We start from the raw sequence: 18,861 nt of genomic DNA, 5'->3' as shown, positions 1-18,861 counted from the left end.
TTGCCTCGTCCGGTCTGCGGCCTGAGTCATCTGGAGCCCGATTTTCGTGCGTCATCATACCATTCGCGCGGGAGCCCAAACGCAGCGAGGGCCAGGCGATTCGCCCGGCCCTCGCTGCGTTTGAGAGGTTACTTACTTCTTGAGGTAGGCCTGCAGGAACTTGGCCCACTGGGTGGTGCCGAAGATCTGGTGCGAACCGTTGCTGTAGGCGGTGTTGTAGGTCTCGAGGCCGAAGTAGATCTTGAGGCCGGTGAAGGCGCCATCGGGCAGGCGGTTGGTCATGTTCGAGACGACCGAGCGCGTCAGGTGGGTGTTCACGTCCTTGGCGAGGGCCTTGGTCGTGGCGGGCAGGCCCGACTCCTGGATCAGGTTGCAGAAGAGGCCCAGGTCGATGGCGTCCTCTTCGCCGCTGCCGGTGGCCGAGAGGCTCGCGGCCTTGTCGACCACGCCCGAGAGCGCGGACTTGAAGGCGGGGGTGGCGAGACCGGCCTGCAGGTTGATAGCCAGCTCGTTGATGCCGGGGACGACGCGATCCTTGAGCTTCTGCAGGTCGATCGAGGAGAGGGTCGACTCCTGGCGGGCCTTCTTGTACCAGGCGGTGTAGGTCTCGACGATCTTGGTCGAGAACTCGCGGGGGTACATGCCGGGGTTCTTCGAGAGGGCCGCGGTCAGGGCCTGGTAGTCCCAGCCGTCGCCGGGCTCGACCTTCTCGGACGAGACCAGGAAGTCCGCCACGTCACGCAGCTGGTAGGCGGTCTCGGCGTGGCCCAAGAGGCAGGTGTCGAAGCCGATCACGTCGAACTTGGCCTTGCTCGAGACCTTCTGGGTGGCGCGCCACAGATCGACCAGGTTGAGGTTGTTGCCGCTCTGATCGTCCCAGCAGAAGGACTTGAGGTGGTTGGGGGCGGCGAAGGCGCCGCCGCCGTGGTTCCACATGACGAGCATCGAACGCTTGGAGGGGTAGTTCTTGGTGCCCCAGTTGATGAACTTCTCGAGGGTCGCGGCCGAGCCGGTGTCGACCTCCTTGGTGTTCTTGGGGATGACCGCGCCGCCGTCGTCGATGACGGGCGAGACGAGGGTGTTGTTCACGCCCTTGGGATCGTTCTTGATCTCGAGGATCCGCGAGTCGCCGTCCCGGTCCTGGTCGACGAGGGCCACGACCTTCACGCGCTCGGAGGTCAGCCCGGCCTCCATCTCGTTGAGGTCCTTGGCGGCAAAGGGCGAGAGGTTGTTGTCGCCGGCGATGTAGACGAAGACCGTCCAGTCCGAGGCACCCGCCTTGGAGCCCTTGGTGCCCTGGGCGCTCATGTCTCCGGCGTCGCCGCCGAAGAGGCCCGCGGGCATCACGCCGCAACCGGTCACCATGAGCGAAGTCGCAAGGCTGAGAAGTAGGGCGGATTTCTTGAACATGGGGACCTCCGAAGTGGGGTGATGCCTGGTATGAAGTGGCTTGGTGCCTGGTATCAGGAGTTATCGGTTGTGATGGGGTGTAACTGTCGTTAAAAGACGATTAAAACTACGCGGATTCGGATCCAGCAAAAAGCCCCCCGGAACGCTCCGGGGGGCCAGTGGAAAGCGGGCTGGTTACAGGTTCTTGAGCATGTGCATGTAGGCGTCCGCGGCTTCCTTGAGCAGCTGGGCTTGCTGGAAGAGCGCGGAGTTCTCGCCTGCCTGTCCCTTGGTGGCGGTGAGCTGCTCGGTCAGCGTGATGATCTCGGTGACCGGCGCCCGGGTCGCCGCCGCGTGCGCGAGGCCCTCGTAGAGGGTCGCGAGCTGGGACTGGATCTGCTCGATCCCGTTCGTGAGCTGGTTGGCCGCCGAGACGAGCTGGCTCAGGGTCTCCTGGCGATCCGCGCTGGTCGTCAGGCGAACCGAGCCGCTCGGAGCGACCGGAGCCACCGTGGTCGCCACGGGGGCGAAGGGGGCGGCTTCGACCGCGATCGCAGCCGGCACGACGGGTGCCTGCGGGATCGCCGCGAGAGGGGCGGGCTCCGGCGCGAAGACCGGCTCGATGGCAGGGGCCGTGAAGACCGGCTCGGCAGGGGGCGCGGCGAAGACCGGTTCGGGCTCCGGGGCGAAGACCGGCTCAGCGGGGGGCGCCGCGAAGACCGGCTCGGCAGGAGGTGCCGCAAAGACGGGCTCAGCCGGCGGAGCGGCAAAGATGGGCTCCACCGGAGGCGCTGCGAAGATCGGCTCGGCAGGAGGTGCGGCGAAGACGGGCTCAGCAGGAGCGGCGAAGACCGGCTCGTCGGCAGGCGCCTCGAACGCCGGGTCGCTGGTGAAGCTGGCGATCAGATCGTTGATCTCCGAGTCGACGGAGGGGCTGGCGAACGGATCGAGCGAGGAAGCGTCGAAGGCCGCCGGCTGGGCGGCCGGGGCCTCGAATTGCAGGCCCTGAGGCTCGGCCGGTGCGGCCGGCGCCTCGAACGGGAGCCCCTGCGGCTCGAAGCCGACCGGCATGGGATCGTTGGCGGTCTGGTACAGGGCGAGCAGGTCGTTCAGCGTCGCGTCGTCGCTGTTGCCGGCGGGATCCTGACCCCCCCAGTAGTTGCCCCCTTGAGCGGCGGGCATCCCTTCGGAGGGGTTGTTGAGAAACGGCAGGTCCACGTTCTGATTCCGCCTTTCGTGATGCGATGACCGGGGCTACTTACTCGCCGATCTTGAGGACGGCCATGAAGGCCTCCTGGGGGATCTCCACGCGACCGACCTGCTTCATCCGCTTCTTGCCTTCCTTCTGCTTCTCGAGCAGCTTGCGCTTGCGGGAGATGTCGCCCCCGTAGCACTTGGCCAGCACGTTCTTGCGGATGGCGCTGATGGTCTCGCGGGCAACGACCTTGTTACCGATCGTCGCCTGGATGGGCACCTCGAACATCTGACGGGGGATGAGCTCCCGCAGCTTCTCGGCGAGCAGACGACCCACGGACTGGGCCCGGTCCCGGTGGACGATGGCCGAAAGCGCGTCGACGATCTCGCCGGCAAGCAGGATGTCCAGCTTGACCAGCTTGGATTCCCGGTAACCGACCAACTCGTAGTCCATGGACGCGTAGCCCTTGGTCCTGCTCTTGAGCTGGTCGAAGAAGTCCGAGACGAGCTCCGCGAGCGGAACCTCGTAGGTCAGCTGGGTCCGGTCGGTGCTGAGGTATTCCATGTTGATGAATACCCCACGCTTCCCTTGCGCTAACTCCATGATGGCTCCCACGTAATCGGACGGTGCAATGACCGAAACCTTGACGTAGGGCTCTTCCATCTTCTCGATCCGGACGGGATCGGGCAGGTTGGTGGGGTTATCGACGATCACCACCTCGCCGTTGGTCTTGGTGACGCGGTAGACCACCGAGGGGGCGGTCGCGATCAGCGTCAGGCCGTACTCGCGCTCGAGACGCTCCTGGATGATGTCCATGTGGAGCAGGCCCAAGAAGCCGCAGCGGAAGCCGAAACCGAGTGCCGTCGAGCTCTCGGGCTCCCACTGGAGCGAGGCGTCGTTGAGGGTCAGCTTCTCGAGGGCCTCGCGCAGCTGGGGGTAATCCTCGGCGCTGGTCGGGTACAGGCCGCAGAAGACCATGGGGACGGCCTGCTTGTAGCCGGGCAGGGGCTCCTTGGCTGCGTTGGCCGCCAGGGTGATGGTGTCGCCCACCCGCGCGTCCTGGACGTTCTTGATGGCACCCGCCAGGTAGCCGACCTCGCCGATCCCGAGCTCCTGCACGGGGGTCTGCTTGGGGCGCAGGACGCCCAGCTCGGTGATGGTGATCTCGGCGCCGGTCGCCATCATGCGGATGGTGTCGCCGACCTTGAGCTTGCCGTTGAAGACGCGGAAGAAGACGACCACGCCGCGGTAGGCGTCGTAGTACGAGTCGAAGATGAGCGCCTGCAAGGGGGCGTTCGAATCGCCCTTGGGGGAGGGAATCTTGGCGACGATCTGCTCGAGGATGTCCTGGATCCCGATGCCGGCCTTGGCCGAGGCGAGCACCGCGTCGGAGGCGTCGAGGCCGACCACGTCCTCGATCTCTTTCCTGACGCGGTCGGGCTCGGCACCCGGCAGATCGATCTTGTTGAGGACCGGCACGATCTCGAGGTCGTGCTCGAGGGCCAGGTACACGTTGGCGAGGGTCTGGGCCTCGACGCCCTGCGAGGCGTCCACCACCAGGATCGCGCCTTCGCATGCGGCCAAGCTGCGCGAGACCTCGTAGGTGAAGTCCACGTGGCCCGGGGTGTCGATCAGGTTGATGACGTAGTCCTGGCCGTCGTTGGCGCGGTAATCGAGGCGCACGGCCTGCGCCTTGATGGTGATCCCGCGCTCGCGCTCGATATCCATCGAGTCGAGCAGCTGCTCTTCCATCTCGCGCGAAGCGACCGTGCCCGTGTACTCCAGGAGCCGGTCGGCCAGGGTCGACTTGCCGTGGTCGATGTGGGCGATGATCGAGAAATTCCGGATGCGATCCGTCGGAACGGTCATGGGGCTTCCCTTCTCCTGTTTTGGTGCCTCAAAGCGTCCATTATAGCGCGGGATGGCGCTGAGCGCGATCGGATCCGGGTTTCCGAATTTTAGCTTCGTCTTAAACTTTGCTTAAGAAAGATCTTCGAACATTCCTGCGATAGTTCTTACAGATTTCATCACTTTCCCGTCACCGTCCATCTTCGGAAGGAGCGTCCGGCATGCGTCACACCAAGGCCCTCTCCACCCTGCTCGCCGTCTCGGCTGCAATCACCATGCTTGCGGGCTGCGGCATGACCCCCGGCGCGAGCGGCCTCTCGACGACCGAAGCGGTCGGCTTCGACGCCCTCGCTTCCAAGACCCTCAAGGAAGGCTTCAAGCAGGTCCACGAGTCGATCTTCTCCAAGATCGACACCAACGGCGACAAGTACATCGACGAGTACGAGGCCGGTCCCTACTTCAACCTGATCAAGGAATTCCCGAAGGCCGACAAGACCAAGAGCGGCAAGACCGGCAACGGCAAGATCTCGCGCACCGAGTTCATGCGCTACGCCACCGCCGGCGGCTTCCTGACGGGCAAGGACACCCCGGTCGCCTTCCTGAACCGGATGCGCTCCTTCCTGGCCACGGCCTTCAACCGCCTCGACCAGCGCGAGCCCGGCAGCGGCCTGTTCGGCAAGGGCGACGGCTACCTCACGACCGAGGAGCTGGGTGACAAGGCGCTCGCCAAGCTCGGCCTGGGCTTCGCCTACGACAAGATCCACGTCCGGGTCTCGATCCCGACCTTCGATCCCGGTGACATCTCGGCTGCCGACAAGACCGGCGACGGCAAGCTCAGCCAGGCCGAGTTCGAGGACCTGTACATGACCACGGTGGTCAAGGCCATCAACCCGAACTACGTCCCCGGTGGCAACGCGCCGGCTCCCGCCCCGGCCGATCCGGCTCCGGCGCCCGCGCCCGCTGCCGATCCCAACGCCCCGGCGCCCGCTCCCACCGTCGAGTGGTGGAAGCTCTAAACGCTTCAATCCAAGGACCGCCCCCGCACCGGGGGCGGTCTTTTTTTGCGTTCAATAAAACGATGACGAAGTCATGACACAACAGGAACCCGGCCATGATACGGCGTCCGTATGATCGAAAGGGGGCACGAGCCCCCCTTTGCAGACGTTGGACGAAAGGCAGGCGACATGTCGAAACTGGACGATTTCCGGCTCATGCTCGGTTCGAAGGAGTACGTCCCGCTCGTTATCGGCGGGATGGGGGTCGACATCTCGTCGGCCGAGCTGGCACTCGAGGCGGCCCGCCTCGGCGGGATCGGCCACATCTCCGACGCGCTCTCGGCTTCGGTCTCGGATCGGCGCTTCAAGACCGCCTTCTTGCGCGAGAAAGCCGAGCGCTACCGGGATCACCGGGAGATGGAACACAAGCGCGACGTGGCCTTCGATCTCGAAGAGGTGCGTAAGGCGACTCTGCGCCACGTGGGCGGCACCATGGAGGCCAAGCGCGGCCCCGGCGCCGTCTTCGTCAACGTCATGGAGAAGCTCACCATGAACGCCCCCAAGGCGACGCTCAAGACGCGCCTGGAGGCCTCCATGGACGCAGGGGTGGACGGCATCACCCTGAGCGCGGGGCTTCACCTGGGCTCGCTCGAGCTGGTCGCCGAGCATCCCCGCTTCCGCGACGTCCACTTCGGCATCATCGTCTCGTCGGTCCGGGCGCTCGCGCTCTTCCTCAAGCGCGCCAAGCGGGTGGATCGCATGCCCGATTACGTGGTGGTCGAGGGGCCGCTCGCGGGCGGGCACCTGGGCTTCGGGCTGGACGAGTGGCCCAAGGCCAACCTCAAGGACATCGTCGCCGAGGTCATCGCCTTCCTCGCCAAGGAAGGGCTCTCGATCCCGGTCATTCCGGCCGGCGGCATCTTCACGGGCACCGACGCCGTCGCGTACCTCCAGCAGGGGGCCGCGGCCGTCCAGGTGGCGACCCGCTTCACCATCACCCGCGAGTGCGGGCTGCCCGACTCGGCCAAGCAGATCTATCTGAAGGCCGAAGAGGCGGATGTCGAGGTGAACACCCAGTCGCCGACCGGCTATCCCATGCGGATGCTCAAGAACTCACCCGCCATCGGCTCGAACATCAAGCCGAACTGCGAGACGCTAGGCTACCTGCTCGACTCCGAGGGCCGCTGCAGCTACCTCGACGCTTACAACGCCACGCCCGTGGACGAGGCGACCGGACGCAAGCAGCCCGTGCGGGAGCGCACCTGCCTCTGCACCCACATGAACACCTTCAAGGTCTACACCTGCGGCCACTACGTCTACCGCCTCAAGGAGACGACGGTCCTCGAAGCCCCGGGGCGCTATCACCTGCCGAGCGCCGAGCATGTCTTCAAGGACTACCAGTTCAGCGAGGAGCACCGGATCGCCCTGCCGAAGCTCGAAGGCTTGGCGCTTCCCCTTTAAGTGAAAAGCACGACGCCCTCTCCCCATCAGGGAGAGGGCGTCGTGCTTTTGTTTAGCCGCCGATGAGCTTAGAAACCGTTTCGAGCACCTCGTCGTAAGGTGGGGTGGTCGAGATCCGGTATTCGCATTCGCTTGCTTGACCGCTCTCCAGGGCGATGAGGGCCAGGCGCCGCTCGACCTCGTCGGGGGTGCTGCCGCGTGCCTCCATGCGGGCCCTGAGCACCTCGGGCGAGGGGCTTTCGAGGAAGATCGCCCGCACCTTGTCGGGCGCCAAGAGGTCGCGCAAGCTCTGGACCCCCGCCATGTCGAGGACGCAGACCATGTCGTGCGTGCCGTTTTCCAGGAACTGGTCGGCCGGTAGGCCGTAGCGCTGCCCGCCGTAGATGGTGGATTCGAGCAACTTGCCCGATGCCATGAGGAAGTCGAACTGCTCGTCGCTGACGAAGTAGTAATCGATGCCTTCTTGCTCACCGGCGCGCGGGGCGCGGGTGGTGCAGGTGACGGCGCGCTTGAGGGTGGGCACCCGCCGGGGCAGGTCCTTGGCGAGGCTGGTCTTGCCCGTGCCGGACGGGCCGATCAGGATCCATACGTTGCCGGCCATGGGGTCTCCTTATAAGGAACTTGATTTGAACCCCCCACCCCAAGAGCACCTAAAAAAACCAGGCATGTGTTGTGTTTGGCCGCTGTAAGCGGCTTGTAGGAACAGTTTTCTTAGGCGCTCATCCCCGCCCCGCCAGGGGGCAGGGGAAACATTGGGTGGGACTTTTCTTACCTTACTGTGCAAAAGGCGAAGGGGGAAGGCGTCAGCCTTCCCCCTTCGGTTGGGTATTGGGTTACTTGCCTTCGTAGGGGCCTGCGATCGCAAGGCCCGCGGCGTTGGGCAGGACGATCTTCTTGGCGGCCTGGTTGACCTGCTGCAGGGTGACGCCCTGGATCAGCTTGGGGTAGCGGCCCCAGAAGTCGAGGCCGAGGCCGTAGCGCTCGATGGAGCTGAGCGACGAGGCCATGCCCGCGTTGGTCGCCAGATCCACCGCGCTGCTGCCGATGAAGGCCGTCTTGGCCTTGGCGAGCTCATCGGCGCTCACGCCCTTGGTGACGAACTTGTCCAGCTCGCCCTTGAGGGCGTCGAGGGCCGTGGACACGTTGGCCGAGTTGACCGTGACGGTCGCGGTGAAGGCGCCCGGCCCCATGCTGGGCCGGATGCTGGAGCGCGCGTCGTAGGTCAGGCCCATCTCGTCGCGCAGCTTGATGCCGAGGCGCGCCGACAGGGGGCTGCCGCCGAGCACGAAGTTGGCGAGGCGCACGGCGTAGTAGTCCGAATCCGTGCGGCGGACGGTGGTGGGGTTGCCGAAGACGATGGCCACGTTGGTCTTGTCCATCATCGGGATGACGGTCTTCGAGGCCTTGGCCTGCAGGGCGTTGGGGATCTCGACGGGCGAGACCGTGACCTTGGGCCAGCCGGCGAAGTGCTGCTCGAGCTTCGAGACCACCTGATCGGGGGTCACGTCGCCCACCACCGACAGCACGACGCTGTTAGGGCCGTAGTGCTTGGCGTGGAAGGCCTTGAGATCCGCCGGAGTGATGCTCTCGATGGCCTTGATCTGGGCCTGGGGCTCCAGGTCGTGGAACGGGTGGCCCTCAGGGAAGACCGAGTGGTTGAAGGCGCGCTCGGCGCGGGTCTCGGGCTGCTCTTCGGCCTGCTTGATCGAGGTGATCCAGTTGGCCTTGAGCTTGGCGAGCTCGCTCTCGGGGAAGGCGGGGCTCATCAGCTCCTCGGCGAGGACGCCGAGGGTGCGGTCCAGGTCCTTGGAGAGGGTCGAGCCGTTGATGCCGGTGGTCTCGGTGCCGCCCGAGAAGCCGACGCTCGCGCCGACGAACTCGAGGTCGCTCGCGATCGCGAGCTTGTCACGCTTGGTGGTGCCCTCCTCGAGCATGGAGGCGGTCAGAGAGGAGAGCCCTTCCTTGCCCTTGGGGTCGTGGACGCCGCCGGTGCGGACGAAGCCGTTGATGGCGATGGTCGGGTTGTTCTTGTTGGGGAGCACCAGGACGGTCATGCCGTTCGAGAGGACGCGGCGCACCGGCGCGGTGAGCTTCTGTTCCTTGACCGGGCGCTTCTCGAAGTCCAGCAGGGGCAGGGGCTTGACCGGGGCGTTGTTGGCGACGGCCTTGCCGCTGCCGGCGTTCTTGGGCTGGGGACGCATCGGGCCGTCGGGGGTGGCGACATAGTAGCCGATGGTCAGGTTGTCGTCGTGGAGGTAGGTCTTGGCGACGCGCTGGATGTCGGCGGGGGTGACCTTCTTGACCTCGTCGAGGAGCTCGAAGGCGCGCTGCCAGCGGCCGGCCATGGCCGAGTACTCGCCCAGGTTGATGGCGAGGCCTTCGGTGCCGTTGTTCTGGAAGATGTAGCCCGCCTCGGCCTGGTTCTTGGCCTTCTGGAGCTCCTGGGCGTCGACCGGGGTGGTCTGGAGCTTCTCGACCTCGGTGCGCATGGCGGCTTCGGCGTCTTCATGCTTGACGCCGGGGCGCACGGTCATGCCGATGCGGAACAGGGAGGGGTCGCGCTGGAGGCCGCAGTCGGCCCAGGCGTCGGTGGTGATCTCCTTGTCGACCAGGGCCTGGTAGAGGCGCGAGGTGCGGCCGCTGCCCATGAGGGTCTCGAGGACCTTGAGGGCGGCGATGTCCTTGTGGTTGACCGAGGGGATGTGCCAGCCGGTCTGGACCAGGTTGGTCTCGCCGCGCTTGCGCAGGACGAAGCGGCGGATGCCCTCCTGGGGATCCTCGGTGGTGTACATGGGCGGGATGTGCTTGGCGGCGGGGATGGCGCCGAAGTACTTCTCGATGAGCTTGATCGCATCAGCGCTCTTGAAGTCGCCGACGAGCACCGCCACCGCGTTGTTGGGGTGGTAGAAGGTGTCGTAGAACTCCTTGAGGCGCGCGGTGGGGACGCCCTCCACGTCGCTACGCCAGCCGATGGTCGAGTGGTGGTAGGGGTGGGCCTGGTAGGCCTGGGCGGTGACGGCCTCGTAAAGGTTCATGACCGGGCTGCTCTCGCCGCGCTCCATCTCGTTGCGCACGACGGTCATCTCGCTCTGGCGCTCCGAGTCGAGGATCAGCGAATTGCGCATGCGGTCGGCCTCGAGCATGATGCCCATCTCGAGCTTGTCGCTCGAGTAGGTCTCGAAGTAGTTGGTCCGATCCGTCCAGGTGGTGGCGTTGAAGTCCGCCCCGTTGCGCTGCAGCAGCTGCGAGATCTGGCCCTTGCCGAGGTTCTTGGTGCCCTTGAAGAGCATGTGCTCGAGCATGTGGGTCGAGCCCGTCCAGCCCGTGGCCTCGTTGCGCGAGCCGACCTTGTAGGTGACGACCCAGGTGACGACCGGCGCGGCGTGGTTCTCCTTGAGGATGACCTTCATGCCGTTCTTGAGGGTGTACTCCTGGATGGGGCCGGCGATCGTCTGGGTGGTCGTGATGGCGGGCGCGGCCAGCGCGGCCCCCGGCATGACGGGCACCGTCAGGGCGGTGCCGATGGCCAGGGCCAGGGCGGCGAGGGGGTGTCGATTCATGCGGCGGTGTCCTCTCTCGAAAGTCCAAGCAAAGGCTATGGAATCAAATCGGCGATCAGTTGGCGGACATTCTATCACGCTCTCTCGAGGTCCGCTGGCACCCCAACGGGTGGCCGCTCGCTCCGCACTGTGCTATGATGCGTTCAGTTGCTTGTCAACAATGCATGCGAGGAAACAACCCAGTAAGCCGTCTCCTGATCGTTGGAGGATCTGCCCATGGGAACTCCCGAGCAACACGCATCCTTCCACCTCGGTCTCACCTGGTCCGAAGCGGTGCCGCTGCTCTCGCGCCTGATCGCCGGCCCGGTCCCCTTGGACCGCGACGATCGCCAACGTCTCTCGGTTGCTGCCGAGGCCTGCCGCCTCGCCCGCACCGAGCTCGAAGCCGCTCACGAGCGCCATTCTCTGCTGCGCCTGGCGGCCCCTCTCTATTCGGAGACGACCCTCGCCGAGGCCCTGCTCGCCGCCGAGCGCGCCCTCTCGTCGCTCAGCCAGCCCATCGCGGGCGCCGAGCGCTTCATGCTCGCTTCGGGCCGCCTCCACTGGCTCTTCGAGTTCCTCTCGGACGCCTGCAACCTGCTGCTGCGCGACGTGGCCATCGGGACCCTGCCGCGGGCAGCGAGCTGATCCTTTTCCTTAAACGAGGGTTATTCACCCCATAAGAAAGATCCCGGCCCGGGACAGCGATACCCTGTTTGTAGGGTGTTAATTCACCAAAGGGGGTCGCTGTGAGCCTGAATGTCAAAACCAAGGCCTTTTGGATGACGATGCTGCTGGGTGCCACGTTGCTGGCCGGCTGCGGCGCGGATCCCGGCGTAATGGTCGACAACGGCAAGGCGCAGAAGGACCTGAAGCTCAACAAGGGCCTCCCTGGCAACCAGCAGGGCGTCAACAACGACCAGGCCATCCTCCAATCGCTCTTCTCCGACATGCGCCAGATGCGCACCACCCTGCGCAACGTGCAGTGCGATCTGACCGGTTACTTCGTCAGCGACAAGGGCTCGGTCGGCTCCATCCAGACCCGCTTTTGCTACGAATTGCCCAACAAGACCTCGCTCCACATCAAGCAGAGCAGCGAGGGCAGCACCGTCGGGACCAAGATGGTCTGGAGCGGCGGCAAGCAGATCGCCGTCAAGACCAAGCTCTTGGGCTTCTGGCTCAAGACCAGCGTCGACGTGCACGACAGCCGCACGGCGGATCACCGCGGCTACTTCATCGATGAGACCGGCATCACCCCGATGATGGATACCTTCTTCGACCCCCGCAACCAGGTGACGCTCGTCGGTCAGGGCAACCTCGGGGCCATGCCCATCATCCAGGTCGGCATCGTCTCGCCCCGCAGCCTGCGCGGCGTCGCCCGCGAGGTCTTCACCATCGACGCCCAGCGCAAGATGCCCGTCGTCCGCGAGATGTACGACCGCAACAATCGCCTGGTCCACCGCATCCGCATGGACAACATCATCATGAACGCGAGCATGCCCTCCAACGCCTTCACGCTCGATTAGCCCCCCGCTCCAACTCGCCCCCGGCGAGCCGGGGGGAACGATGGTAAAGTATTGTGGCGCTCATGAGGGTGGAAGAGATGCCGCAACGCTTTCCATTTTTCTCCCGGCGGACGCTTGGCTATTCCCTCTTCTTCTTCGCTTGCATCGCCTTGATCGCAAGCTGTTTCCAGCGTCCGGAGCCGCCCTTGAGGGTCGGCGTGACGCCCTGGCCCGGAAATGCCCCCTACTTTTTGGCCCGGGATCTGGGGTACTACGGCAAATCCGCCATTCGCTTGGTCGAATACCCCTCGATTCCTGAGCTCTTTCGGGCCTTCCAAAACCATGCGATCGAGGCGGCGTCCATGACGTCGTACGAGGTCATCCTCCTGGCGGGGAAGCGCCAGAACCCCCATGTGGTGCTGATCCAGGACTTTTCGCACGGGGCGGATGCGATTCTCGGGCAACCCGGTATCGCCCGCATGCGGGATCTCAAGGGGCGGCGGGTCGGCGTGGAGGTCGACGCGCTGGGTATCTACGTGCTCAGTCGCGCACTCGAGCTCTCGGGGATGTCGCCCCAGGACGTCAAACTCGTGCCACTGCCCCTTTATCGGCATGAGTCGGCCTTCTTGGGAAGGCAGGTCGATGCGGTCGTGACCTTCGAGCCGAAGCGATCGCGCTTGCTGGCCGCAGGGGCACGCGAGCTGTTCAACAGCACTCAGATTCCCGGTGAAATCGCCGATTGCCTGGTCGTGCGTGAGCCGGCCTTCAAGGCTCATCCCCAGGCCCTGGAAACCCTCGTGGGCGCCTGGTTCCAGACCGGGCGCTTCATCTGGAGTCAGCCGCAAGCGGCGATCCGCATGATGGCGCCGGGGCAGGGCCAAACCCCCCAGCAGTTCTCGGCGGCGTTGCGAGGGGTCACCTTCCCCGACCAGTCAGAGAACCGTCGCCTGCTTGGTGACCCGAACGGAGCGTTCGCCAAGGCCTTGAATCGGCTGGCCAAGGTGATGAACCGGCATGGGCTGGTGGCGGGCGAGGTGGATTCCGACGTCGTGCTGGACGATCGCCTGGTAAGGCGGAACGGGCCATGAGGTATCTCCTGCCGATTCGCCTCTCGGTGCCGCTCGCCCTGCTCGGCTTTGGCCTGCTCGTGACCTTGCTGTCGTTCGGCCAAGCGATCGCACAGGCCAACCATCACCTGGAAGAGGAGATGACGCGTCGCGCTTCGTTCTTGGGAAACTTGCTGGCGGGAATGGTGGAGTACCAGTTCAGGCAAGGTTCTCAGGAGGGGGTCGATCTGCTCCTCAGCCTGGCGGCCGCCAGCCCGGACCTCAACCTGGCGGTGCTGGTCGACGCGAAAACCCAGCGGATTCTTTATCCTTCGAGCTTCGTGCAACGCCAGCACTTCTTGAGCGAGACGCTCTCGGTCCCCTTGCGCCCGCTCATGGCGAAGACCTTCGAGACCATGTCGCGGCAGATCCAGCTCTCTGCCGATCGAAACACGGTGCTGGCGGTCTTTCCCGTGAACCTGGCGGCCCCCTCCGCCCAGCTCACCCCATCGCGCCAGGGCGCCCTCGTCCTGGAGTTCGATTTGAGCGACCTGAAGCGCCAGGCTCTTTACGACGAGTGGGTGCGCTCGATCCTGCTCAGCGCCTTGCTGGCTTTGCTGTGCTTCTTGCTCTGGCTCTTCTTCCAGCAGACCCTCACCAAGCGTGTTGCCCGCTTGGTGGAGGCGACCCAGCAGCTCTCGCACGGCGTCGTCACGCCCGCCCTTCGGCTGGAAGGGGCCGACGAGCTGGCTCAGCTGGCCCACGCGTTCGATCAGATGGCGACGCGCCTTCAGACCAAAAGAGCCGAGCTTGTCGCGACCAACGAGCGCCTGGCAAGCGAGGTGGAGGTGAGGCGAGAGGCCGAGGAGGCGCTCGGTCGACTCAACGAGGAGCTCGAAGCCCGCGTCAAGGATCGTACCGCCGAGTTGGAGGCGGCGAACCTTCGCCTCAAGGAGCTCGATCGCCTCAAGAGCGAGCTGGTCAACACGGTTTCGCACGAGCTGCGGACGCCTTTGACCTCGATCACCGGCTACGTCGAGTTTCTGGAAGAGCAGCTGGGCGGCCCTCTCACCCCGGAGCAGCGGGCTTTCGTGACGCAGATTCAAGCGGGCGTCACGCGGCTTGCGCGGCTGGTGGACGATCTGCTCGACTTTGCGCGGATCGAGGCGGGCACCTTCAAGCTCTTCATCCAGGAGGCAAACCTCAGTCAGCTCGTGAGCGAGACCTTGTCGAGCCTCGTCCCCCAGGCGAAGGATGCCGACCTGCTGCTCGAAGCGGCCCTGCCCAAGGCCCCCGTGGTCCTGATGATGGATGCCAAGCGCGTGGGCCAGGTCTTGCTCAACCTCCTTGGCAACGCGATCAAGTTCACGCCAGCGGGTGGGCGGATCACGGTGGCCGTGCTCCCCGAGCCGGAAGAGGTCCGGGTGGAGGTTCAAGATACCGGCATCGGCATCGCTCCCGAGGCGCAGCAGCAGCTATTTGAGAAGTTCTACCAGGTCGAGTCCACCGGCGCGCGAGGCCGCAGCGGGGTCGGGCTGGGCCTCTCCATTTCCAAGGCCCTGGTGGAGGCGCACGGCGGTCGCATCGGGGTGGTCAGCGCGCCCGGCAAGGGGAGCTGCTTTTGGTTCACCATTCCCCGCTCGCTTCGCCCGACGGTCTAGCAAGCCGGCTCTGGGTATGTAGCATGCATGCATCCGATCGCCCCCGCTACCGCCCATCACGGTTCCGCCCTGTGCGCCTTCATGGCCGCGCATGCGGTGGGCAGCGCCCACATGCGCTACCGGGTGGACCGCTCGCCGGATTACTTCGCCCTCTGCCGGGTGCAGGGCCAGGCCCATCGGGTGCTGGTGGCCGAGGCGGAAGGGGAGATCCTCGGGACCCTCTCGGTCATCGCCGATCGGATGTACCTGGAAGCCGTCCCCGAGGCGATCGCCTACACCGCGGATCTGCGGGTGGCGCAGGCGGCGCGGGGGACGGGCCTCGCCGACGGCTTTATGCGCGAGGGCATTCACGCCTGCCGCGACCTGAACGGGCCCGAGACCCCCATCTTCACCGCCGTCATGGCGGATAATCCCGTGGGCTTCAAGAAGAACACCAATCTGGCGCGCGATGGGCTGGTGACCATGCGGCCCATCGCCGACGTGGACCTGCGTTTCCTCTTGCCTTTCCGCCTACCGCTCACCAAGGCGATGCCGGGCGTTCGGGTCCGCGCCGCCACGCCCGAGGATCTCGGAGCCATGGCGGCCCTCTGGGAGCGGGTCGCCGCCAAGCGGCCGCTCGCGCGGGCCTTCACCCCGGATGAGCTGGAGGCCTGGATCACCCGCACGCCGGGCCTCGGCTGGGAGCGCTTCTTGCTCGCCTTCGACCGCGACGAGCGCCTCCTGGGCTTCTTGGGGGTCTGGAACCAGCGGGCGATCCGGCGCTTCGTGCTGGAGGCCGAGAGCCCTTCCCAGCGCCTTATCCGCCAGGCCTGGAACGCGGGGCGCGGGATTTTCAGTCTCGCGCCCTTCCCGAAGCCGGGTGAGCCTCTCTCGTTCTGCAACGTGGTCAACCTGTGTATGCCGATCGAGGCGGGGGCCGCTCTGCCCCTCTTGCTGGATGCGGCGTTCGAGCAGGTGCGCGCCCAAGGGGGCCTCTTTTTGGGCCTCGCCCTTGATCGCAGGGATCCGCTCGGGACCTTCCTCAAGCCCTTCTTCGCTTCGACCTCGCACCTTTGCCTGCTTGGCAACGAGCGCTTCTTGCCGCTCGATGACCCTCGTTCCCCCGTCTATCACGTGGAGATCTCACTGGGATGACGCCTGCAACCGCCGCCCCCGCCCCGCGCAAGTCCTGGCTGGACAAGGCCCGCTTCGGCGTGGACCTCGTGATCCTGCTGTTGCGCATGAGCCGTTTGGTCTTCAAGCCCGACGACATCGGGCCGATCTTCCGGGCGCGCTCGGTGCGCAACCACCGCAGCTTCCAGCTCGCGCTCGCCTCGCTCAAGGCGGACCCGGGTGCCGCTCAGCTCATCGCCGAGCGCTACTTGGCAGAGAAGCCTTACGACCTCGATGTGCTGGGACAGCTGCCCGAGGGGACGCTCGGTCGTGAGTTCGCCGACCACATGCGCGCCAACAAGCTGGCGCTGGTCTTCTACCCGCCCCTGGAGGACAAGGAGGACGACGACATCACCTACGTCCGCAAGCGTGCCCGTCAGACCCACGACATCCACCACGTCGTGTTGGGCCTGCCCGCGGTGGACATCGGTGAGATGGCGATCTCGGCCTTCTACCTCGCCCAGAACCGCATCCCGCTCTCGGCCATGTTGCTGGGCGTCGGCTTCTTCGTTGCGATCTTCCGGGAGCCCGAGCGGATCGACGAGCTGGTCGAGGCGATCATCAAGGGCTGGGGGATGGGCAAGCGCGCCAAGATCTTCCTGGGCATCCGCTGGGAGGATTACTGGGAGATGCCCATGCCTGAGGTGCGCCGCTTGCTGGACGTGCCGGCGTGAGCTTCTCCGGGCATTTCTCCGCGTTCCTCTTCAGGCGTCGCCTGGTCATCCTGTTCGCCTGGCTGGCCCTGCTCGTGGCGGCGGCTGGTTTCCTGGCCGTGCACCCGCTCGATCGCACCGAGACCGAGCTGAGCGGGGCGAAGGGCACCGAAGCTCACCGGGTTCTGACGACGCTCGAACGGGACTTCGGGACCAAACTCGGCAGCTCCGCCGACGTGGTGCTCCGCGGAGCGCTCGACGCGCGAGCCTTCGAGCGGCAGTTGCGCGAGGCGTTTCCCCAGGTGGCGTCGGTTACCGAGCTGAGGGGGCGTGAGGCGCACCGCGAGCGCCTCTTCCACCTCCAATTCCAGCCCGAGCTGCTCATCGTGGAGGCCCAGGCCCTGACGCCAGGCCTGCGCGATTGGCTCGGCGCGTACGCGCGCGAGCACCGGCTCGACCTGGCCCAGCTCACGGGCAGCACGGCCTTTCAGTACGATGCCAAGGCCGCCGGCAAGAAGGACTCGAAGCAGGGAGAATCCCTCTCGCTCGTCGTGTCGCTCGGGGTGCTGGTGCTGACCTTCGGATCCTTGAGCGCGACCCTCATTCCGCTCTTGATCGGGGGCTCGACCCTGCTCTTGTTCAACGCCCTGGTGGCCGTCGCGCACCTGCCCATGAACCCGGTCTCGCGCATCCTGAGCGGGTTGGTGGGCTTGGGGCTCGCCATCGACTACACGGTGTTCATGGTGAGCCGCTTCAAGGAGGAGGTCCGAGGCGATCGCCCCTTGGCCGAGGCCGTGCGGTGTACGGTGGCTTATCCCGGGCGCACGGTCTTCTTCTCGGCGCTCGTGATGGCCGTGAGCATCGGGGCCCTGTGGCTGCCTGACGTCTCCTTGAGCCGGACGGTCGTGATCGACCTGCTCGCGGTCATCGGGGTGTCGCTTCTCAACACGCTCGTCATGGGGCCGGTGCTGCTCGCGTTGAAGCCCGACTGGCTGGATAAGCCGCGCTGGCTCTCGCGCTGGATCGAGGCGCGTCACGCCGAACGTTTCTGGCGCGCGCTGGCAGAGGCGGTGGTGCGGCATCCGAAGCGGTCATTCGCTCTGGCACTCGGGATGCTCTTGCTCTTGGCCTTGCCTGCGACCCGCATGAAGCTGTGGGAGCCTGTCATGGCGATCGCTCCCAAGGACTCCGAGTCCATGCAGGCTTACCAACTGCTCGAACGCGACGGCTGGGGCGGCGAGCTGGTGCCGGTGGACGTGATCGTCCAGGCGCCGCCCGGCAAGACGATCTATGAGCCCGAAACACTCGCGTACCTCCACGACTTCACCCAGGCCATGGAGCGACACCCGCGCGTGGCTGCGGTGCGGAGCCTGACCTCCTGGAACCCGACCTTCGATCAGGGCACGTACCAGGCCTTCTACCGGATCTACGGGGCGGCCCCGTGGCTTGCGGCAGGCACGCCCTTCGCGCCGCTGGTGAGCCAGGACGGGGCGACTTCGACCCTGGTACGAATCCATCCCAAGGACCTGATGACCCTGGAGGACACCCAGGCCATCCTTGAAGCGGCCAGGCAGTACGCCCGGGCGCACCCGGAGCGGCGCGTGGAGGTCGGCGGGGTCGTGGCGCGGGTCAAGGACTTCACCCACGAGCTGTACCGGTACCTGGGAGCGGTGCTCGCGCTCGTGGTCGGCGGGGTGTGCGTGATCCTTGCCGTCTACATGCGCTCGGTGGTCTTGCCGCTCAAGGCGGCGGTCATGAACTTCTTGCCCATCCTCGCGAGCCTGGGGGGGCTGACGCTGCTGTTCCAGGACGGCTGGCTCGGCGGCGTGTTGCACACGCCCCACAACGGGGCGGTAACGAACATCGTGCCGTTGGTGCTGTTCTGCATCGTCTTCGGGCTGAGCATGGACTACGAGGTTCTCATCCTCAGTCGGATCACCGAGGCCTACGAGCGATCGAAGGACCTGGAAGCGGCCGTGATCGAGGGTCTGTCGCGCAGCGGCTCGCTCATCACCGGGGCGGCGCTCATCCTCCTCGGGGTCTTCGCGACGGGGATCTTCTCGTCGTCGCCGCAAACCCAGGAGATTTGCTGGGGGATTTCGGTGGCCATCTTGATCGATGCGACTATCGTGCGCCTGCTCTTGGTGCCGAGCTTCATGGTGCTGCTCGGGCGCTGGAACTGGTGGATGCCGGGTCGCAAGCAGGGTGCAAACGCTGATTTAGCCGAGCTTCGCGGCGGCTAAAGTCCCTCGGATCGGCGGTGTGCTTAAGCTTTTTTTAGTCAATTCTTAGAAAAAGCTTGTCTTTTCTGGCATGTCGCGATATGATGAATTCATCGACCGGTTCTGGAGAGCCGGGAGGCCCGAGAGGGCGCCGCTTCAAGCCGAAATGCCGCAAGGCAGGACACTGGGAGGGGT

Annotated in this window: 14 protein-coding genes; 9 read left to right on the top strand and 5 right to left on the bottom strand. The window is 65.5% G+C overall.

Annotated features, from left to right (window positions below):
- Positions 1-132: 132 nt before the first annotated feature.
- The 3 genes from J7643_18700 to lepA all read right to left on the bottom strand — a co-directional run bounded on the left by J7643_18700 (position 133) and on the right by lepA (position 4,453).
- Positions 133-1,410 carry a hypothetical protein gene (locus tag J7643_18700; GenBank protein MBO9542622.1) on the bottom strand — a complete coding sequence of 426 codons (1,278 nt, stop codon included), beginning with the start codon at positions 1,408-1,410 and terminating at the stop codon, positions 133-135.
- 174 nt (positions 1,411-1,584) lie between these two features.
- Entirely contained in the window at positions 1,585-2,607 is a 1,023-nt protein-coding gene (locus tag J7643_18695; protein MBO9542621.1) for a hypothetical protein, read from the bottom strand.
- A gap of 40 nt (positions 2,608-2,647) precedes the next feature.
- On the bottom strand, positions 2,648-4,453 hold the full coding sequence (lepA, locus tag J7643_18690) for a translation elongation factor 4 (GenBank protein MBO9542620.1): 1,806 nt from the start codon (positions 4,451-4,453) through the stop codon (positions 2,648-2,650).
- A gap of 200 nt (positions 4,454-4,653) precedes the next feature.
- Here lepA and J7643_18685 point away from each other — a divergent pair, with 200 nt between their 5' ends.
- Positions 4,654-5,448, top strand: a complete 795-nt coding sequence (locus tag J7643_18685; protein MBO9542619.1) for a hypothetical protein — start codon at positions 4,654-4,656, stop codon at positions 5,446-5,448.
- Positions 5,449-5,616: 168 nt separating this feature from the next.
- Complete coding sequence (locus J7643_18680; GenBank protein ID MBO9542618.1) at positions 5,617-6,888, top strand: nitronate monooxygenase; 1,272 nt, start codon at positions 5,617-5,619, stop codon at positions 6,886-6,888.
- Positions 6,889-6,940: 52 nt separating this feature from the next.
- Here the strand turns inward: J7643_18680 and J7643_18675 are convergent, their stop codons facing one another.
- Both J7643_18675 and J7643_18670 read right to left on the bottom strand, forming a co-directional pair.
- A complete protein-coding gene (locus J7643_18675) occupies positions 6,941-7,489 on the bottom strand; it encodes a guanylate kinase (protein ID MBO9542617.1) in 549 nt (182 codons plus the stop codon).
- A 232-nt stretch (positions 7,490-7,721) separates the two neighbouring features.
- Positions 7,722-10,448, bottom strand: coding sequence for an insulinase family protein (locus J7643_18670; GenBank protein MBO9542616.1), 2,727 nt, complete (start codon positions 10,446-10,448; stop codon positions 7,722-7,724).
- Positions 10,449-10,664: 216 nt separating this feature from the next.
- On the opposite strand from J7643_18670, the gene J7643_18665 reads away from it, so the two are divergent.
- The 7 genes from J7643_18665 to J7643_18635 all read left to right on the top strand — a co-directional run bounded on the left by J7643_18665 (position 10,665) and on the right by J7643_18635 (position 18,687).
- Positions 10,665-11,075, top strand: coding sequence for a hypothetical protein (locus tag J7643_18665; protein ID MBO9542615.1), 411 nt, complete (start codon positions 10,665-10,667; stop codon positions 11,073-11,075).
- A gap of 134 nt (positions 11,076-11,209) precedes the next feature.
- Positions 11,210-11,953, top strand: coding sequence for a hypothetical protein (locus J7643_18660; protein ID MBO9542614.1), 744 nt, complete (start codon positions 11,210-11,212; stop codon positions 11,951-11,953).
- A 77-nt stretch (positions 11,954-12,030) separates the two neighbouring features.
- Complete coding sequence (locus tag J7643_18655) at positions 12,031-13,020, top strand: ABC transporter substrate-binding protein (GenBank protein MBO9542613.1); 990 nt, start codon at positions 12,031-12,033, stop codon at positions 13,018-13,020.
- The gene (locus J7643_18650) at positions 13,017-14,639 is read left to right on the top strand and encodes a HAMP domain-containing protein (protein ID MBO9542612.1); all 1,623 of its coding nucleotides are present in this window, start codon (positions 13,017-13,019) and stop codon (positions 14,637-14,639) included. Before J7643_18655 ends, J7643_18650 begins: the two co-directional genes overlap by 4 nt.
- Before the next feature lie 27 nt (positions 14,640-14,666).
- The gene (locus J7643_18645; protein MBO9542611.1) at positions 14,667-15,773 is read left to right on the top strand and encodes a hypothetical protein; all 1,107 of its coding nucleotides are present in this window, start codon (positions 14,667-14,669) and stop codon (positions 15,771-15,773) included.
- Positions 15,770-16,465 carry a hypothetical protein gene (locus J7643_18640; protein MBO9542610.1) on the top strand — a complete coding sequence of 232 codons (696 nt, stop codon included), beginning with the start codon at positions 15,770-15,772 and terminating at the stop codon, positions 16,463-16,465. The genes J7643_18645 and J7643_18640 overlap by 4 nt, the downstream gene beginning before the upstream one ends.
- Positions 16,462-18,687, top strand: a complete 2,226-nt coding sequence (locus J7643_18635; protein MBO9542609.1) for an MMPL family transporter — start codon at positions 16,462-16,464, stop codon at positions 18,685-18,687. The genes J7643_18640 and J7643_18635 overlap by 4 nt, the downstream gene beginning before the upstream one ends.
- Positions 18,688-18,861: the final 174 nt, after the last annotated feature.

Source organism: bacterium (genome assembly GCA_017744355.1).
Classification (GTDB): domain Bacteria; phylum Cyanobacteriota; class Sericytochromatia; order S15B-MN24; family UBA4093; genus JAGIBK01.
The sequence above is the reverse complement of the archived record's forward strand: the minus strand, read 5'-3'. Positions and strand labels throughout refer to the sequence as shown.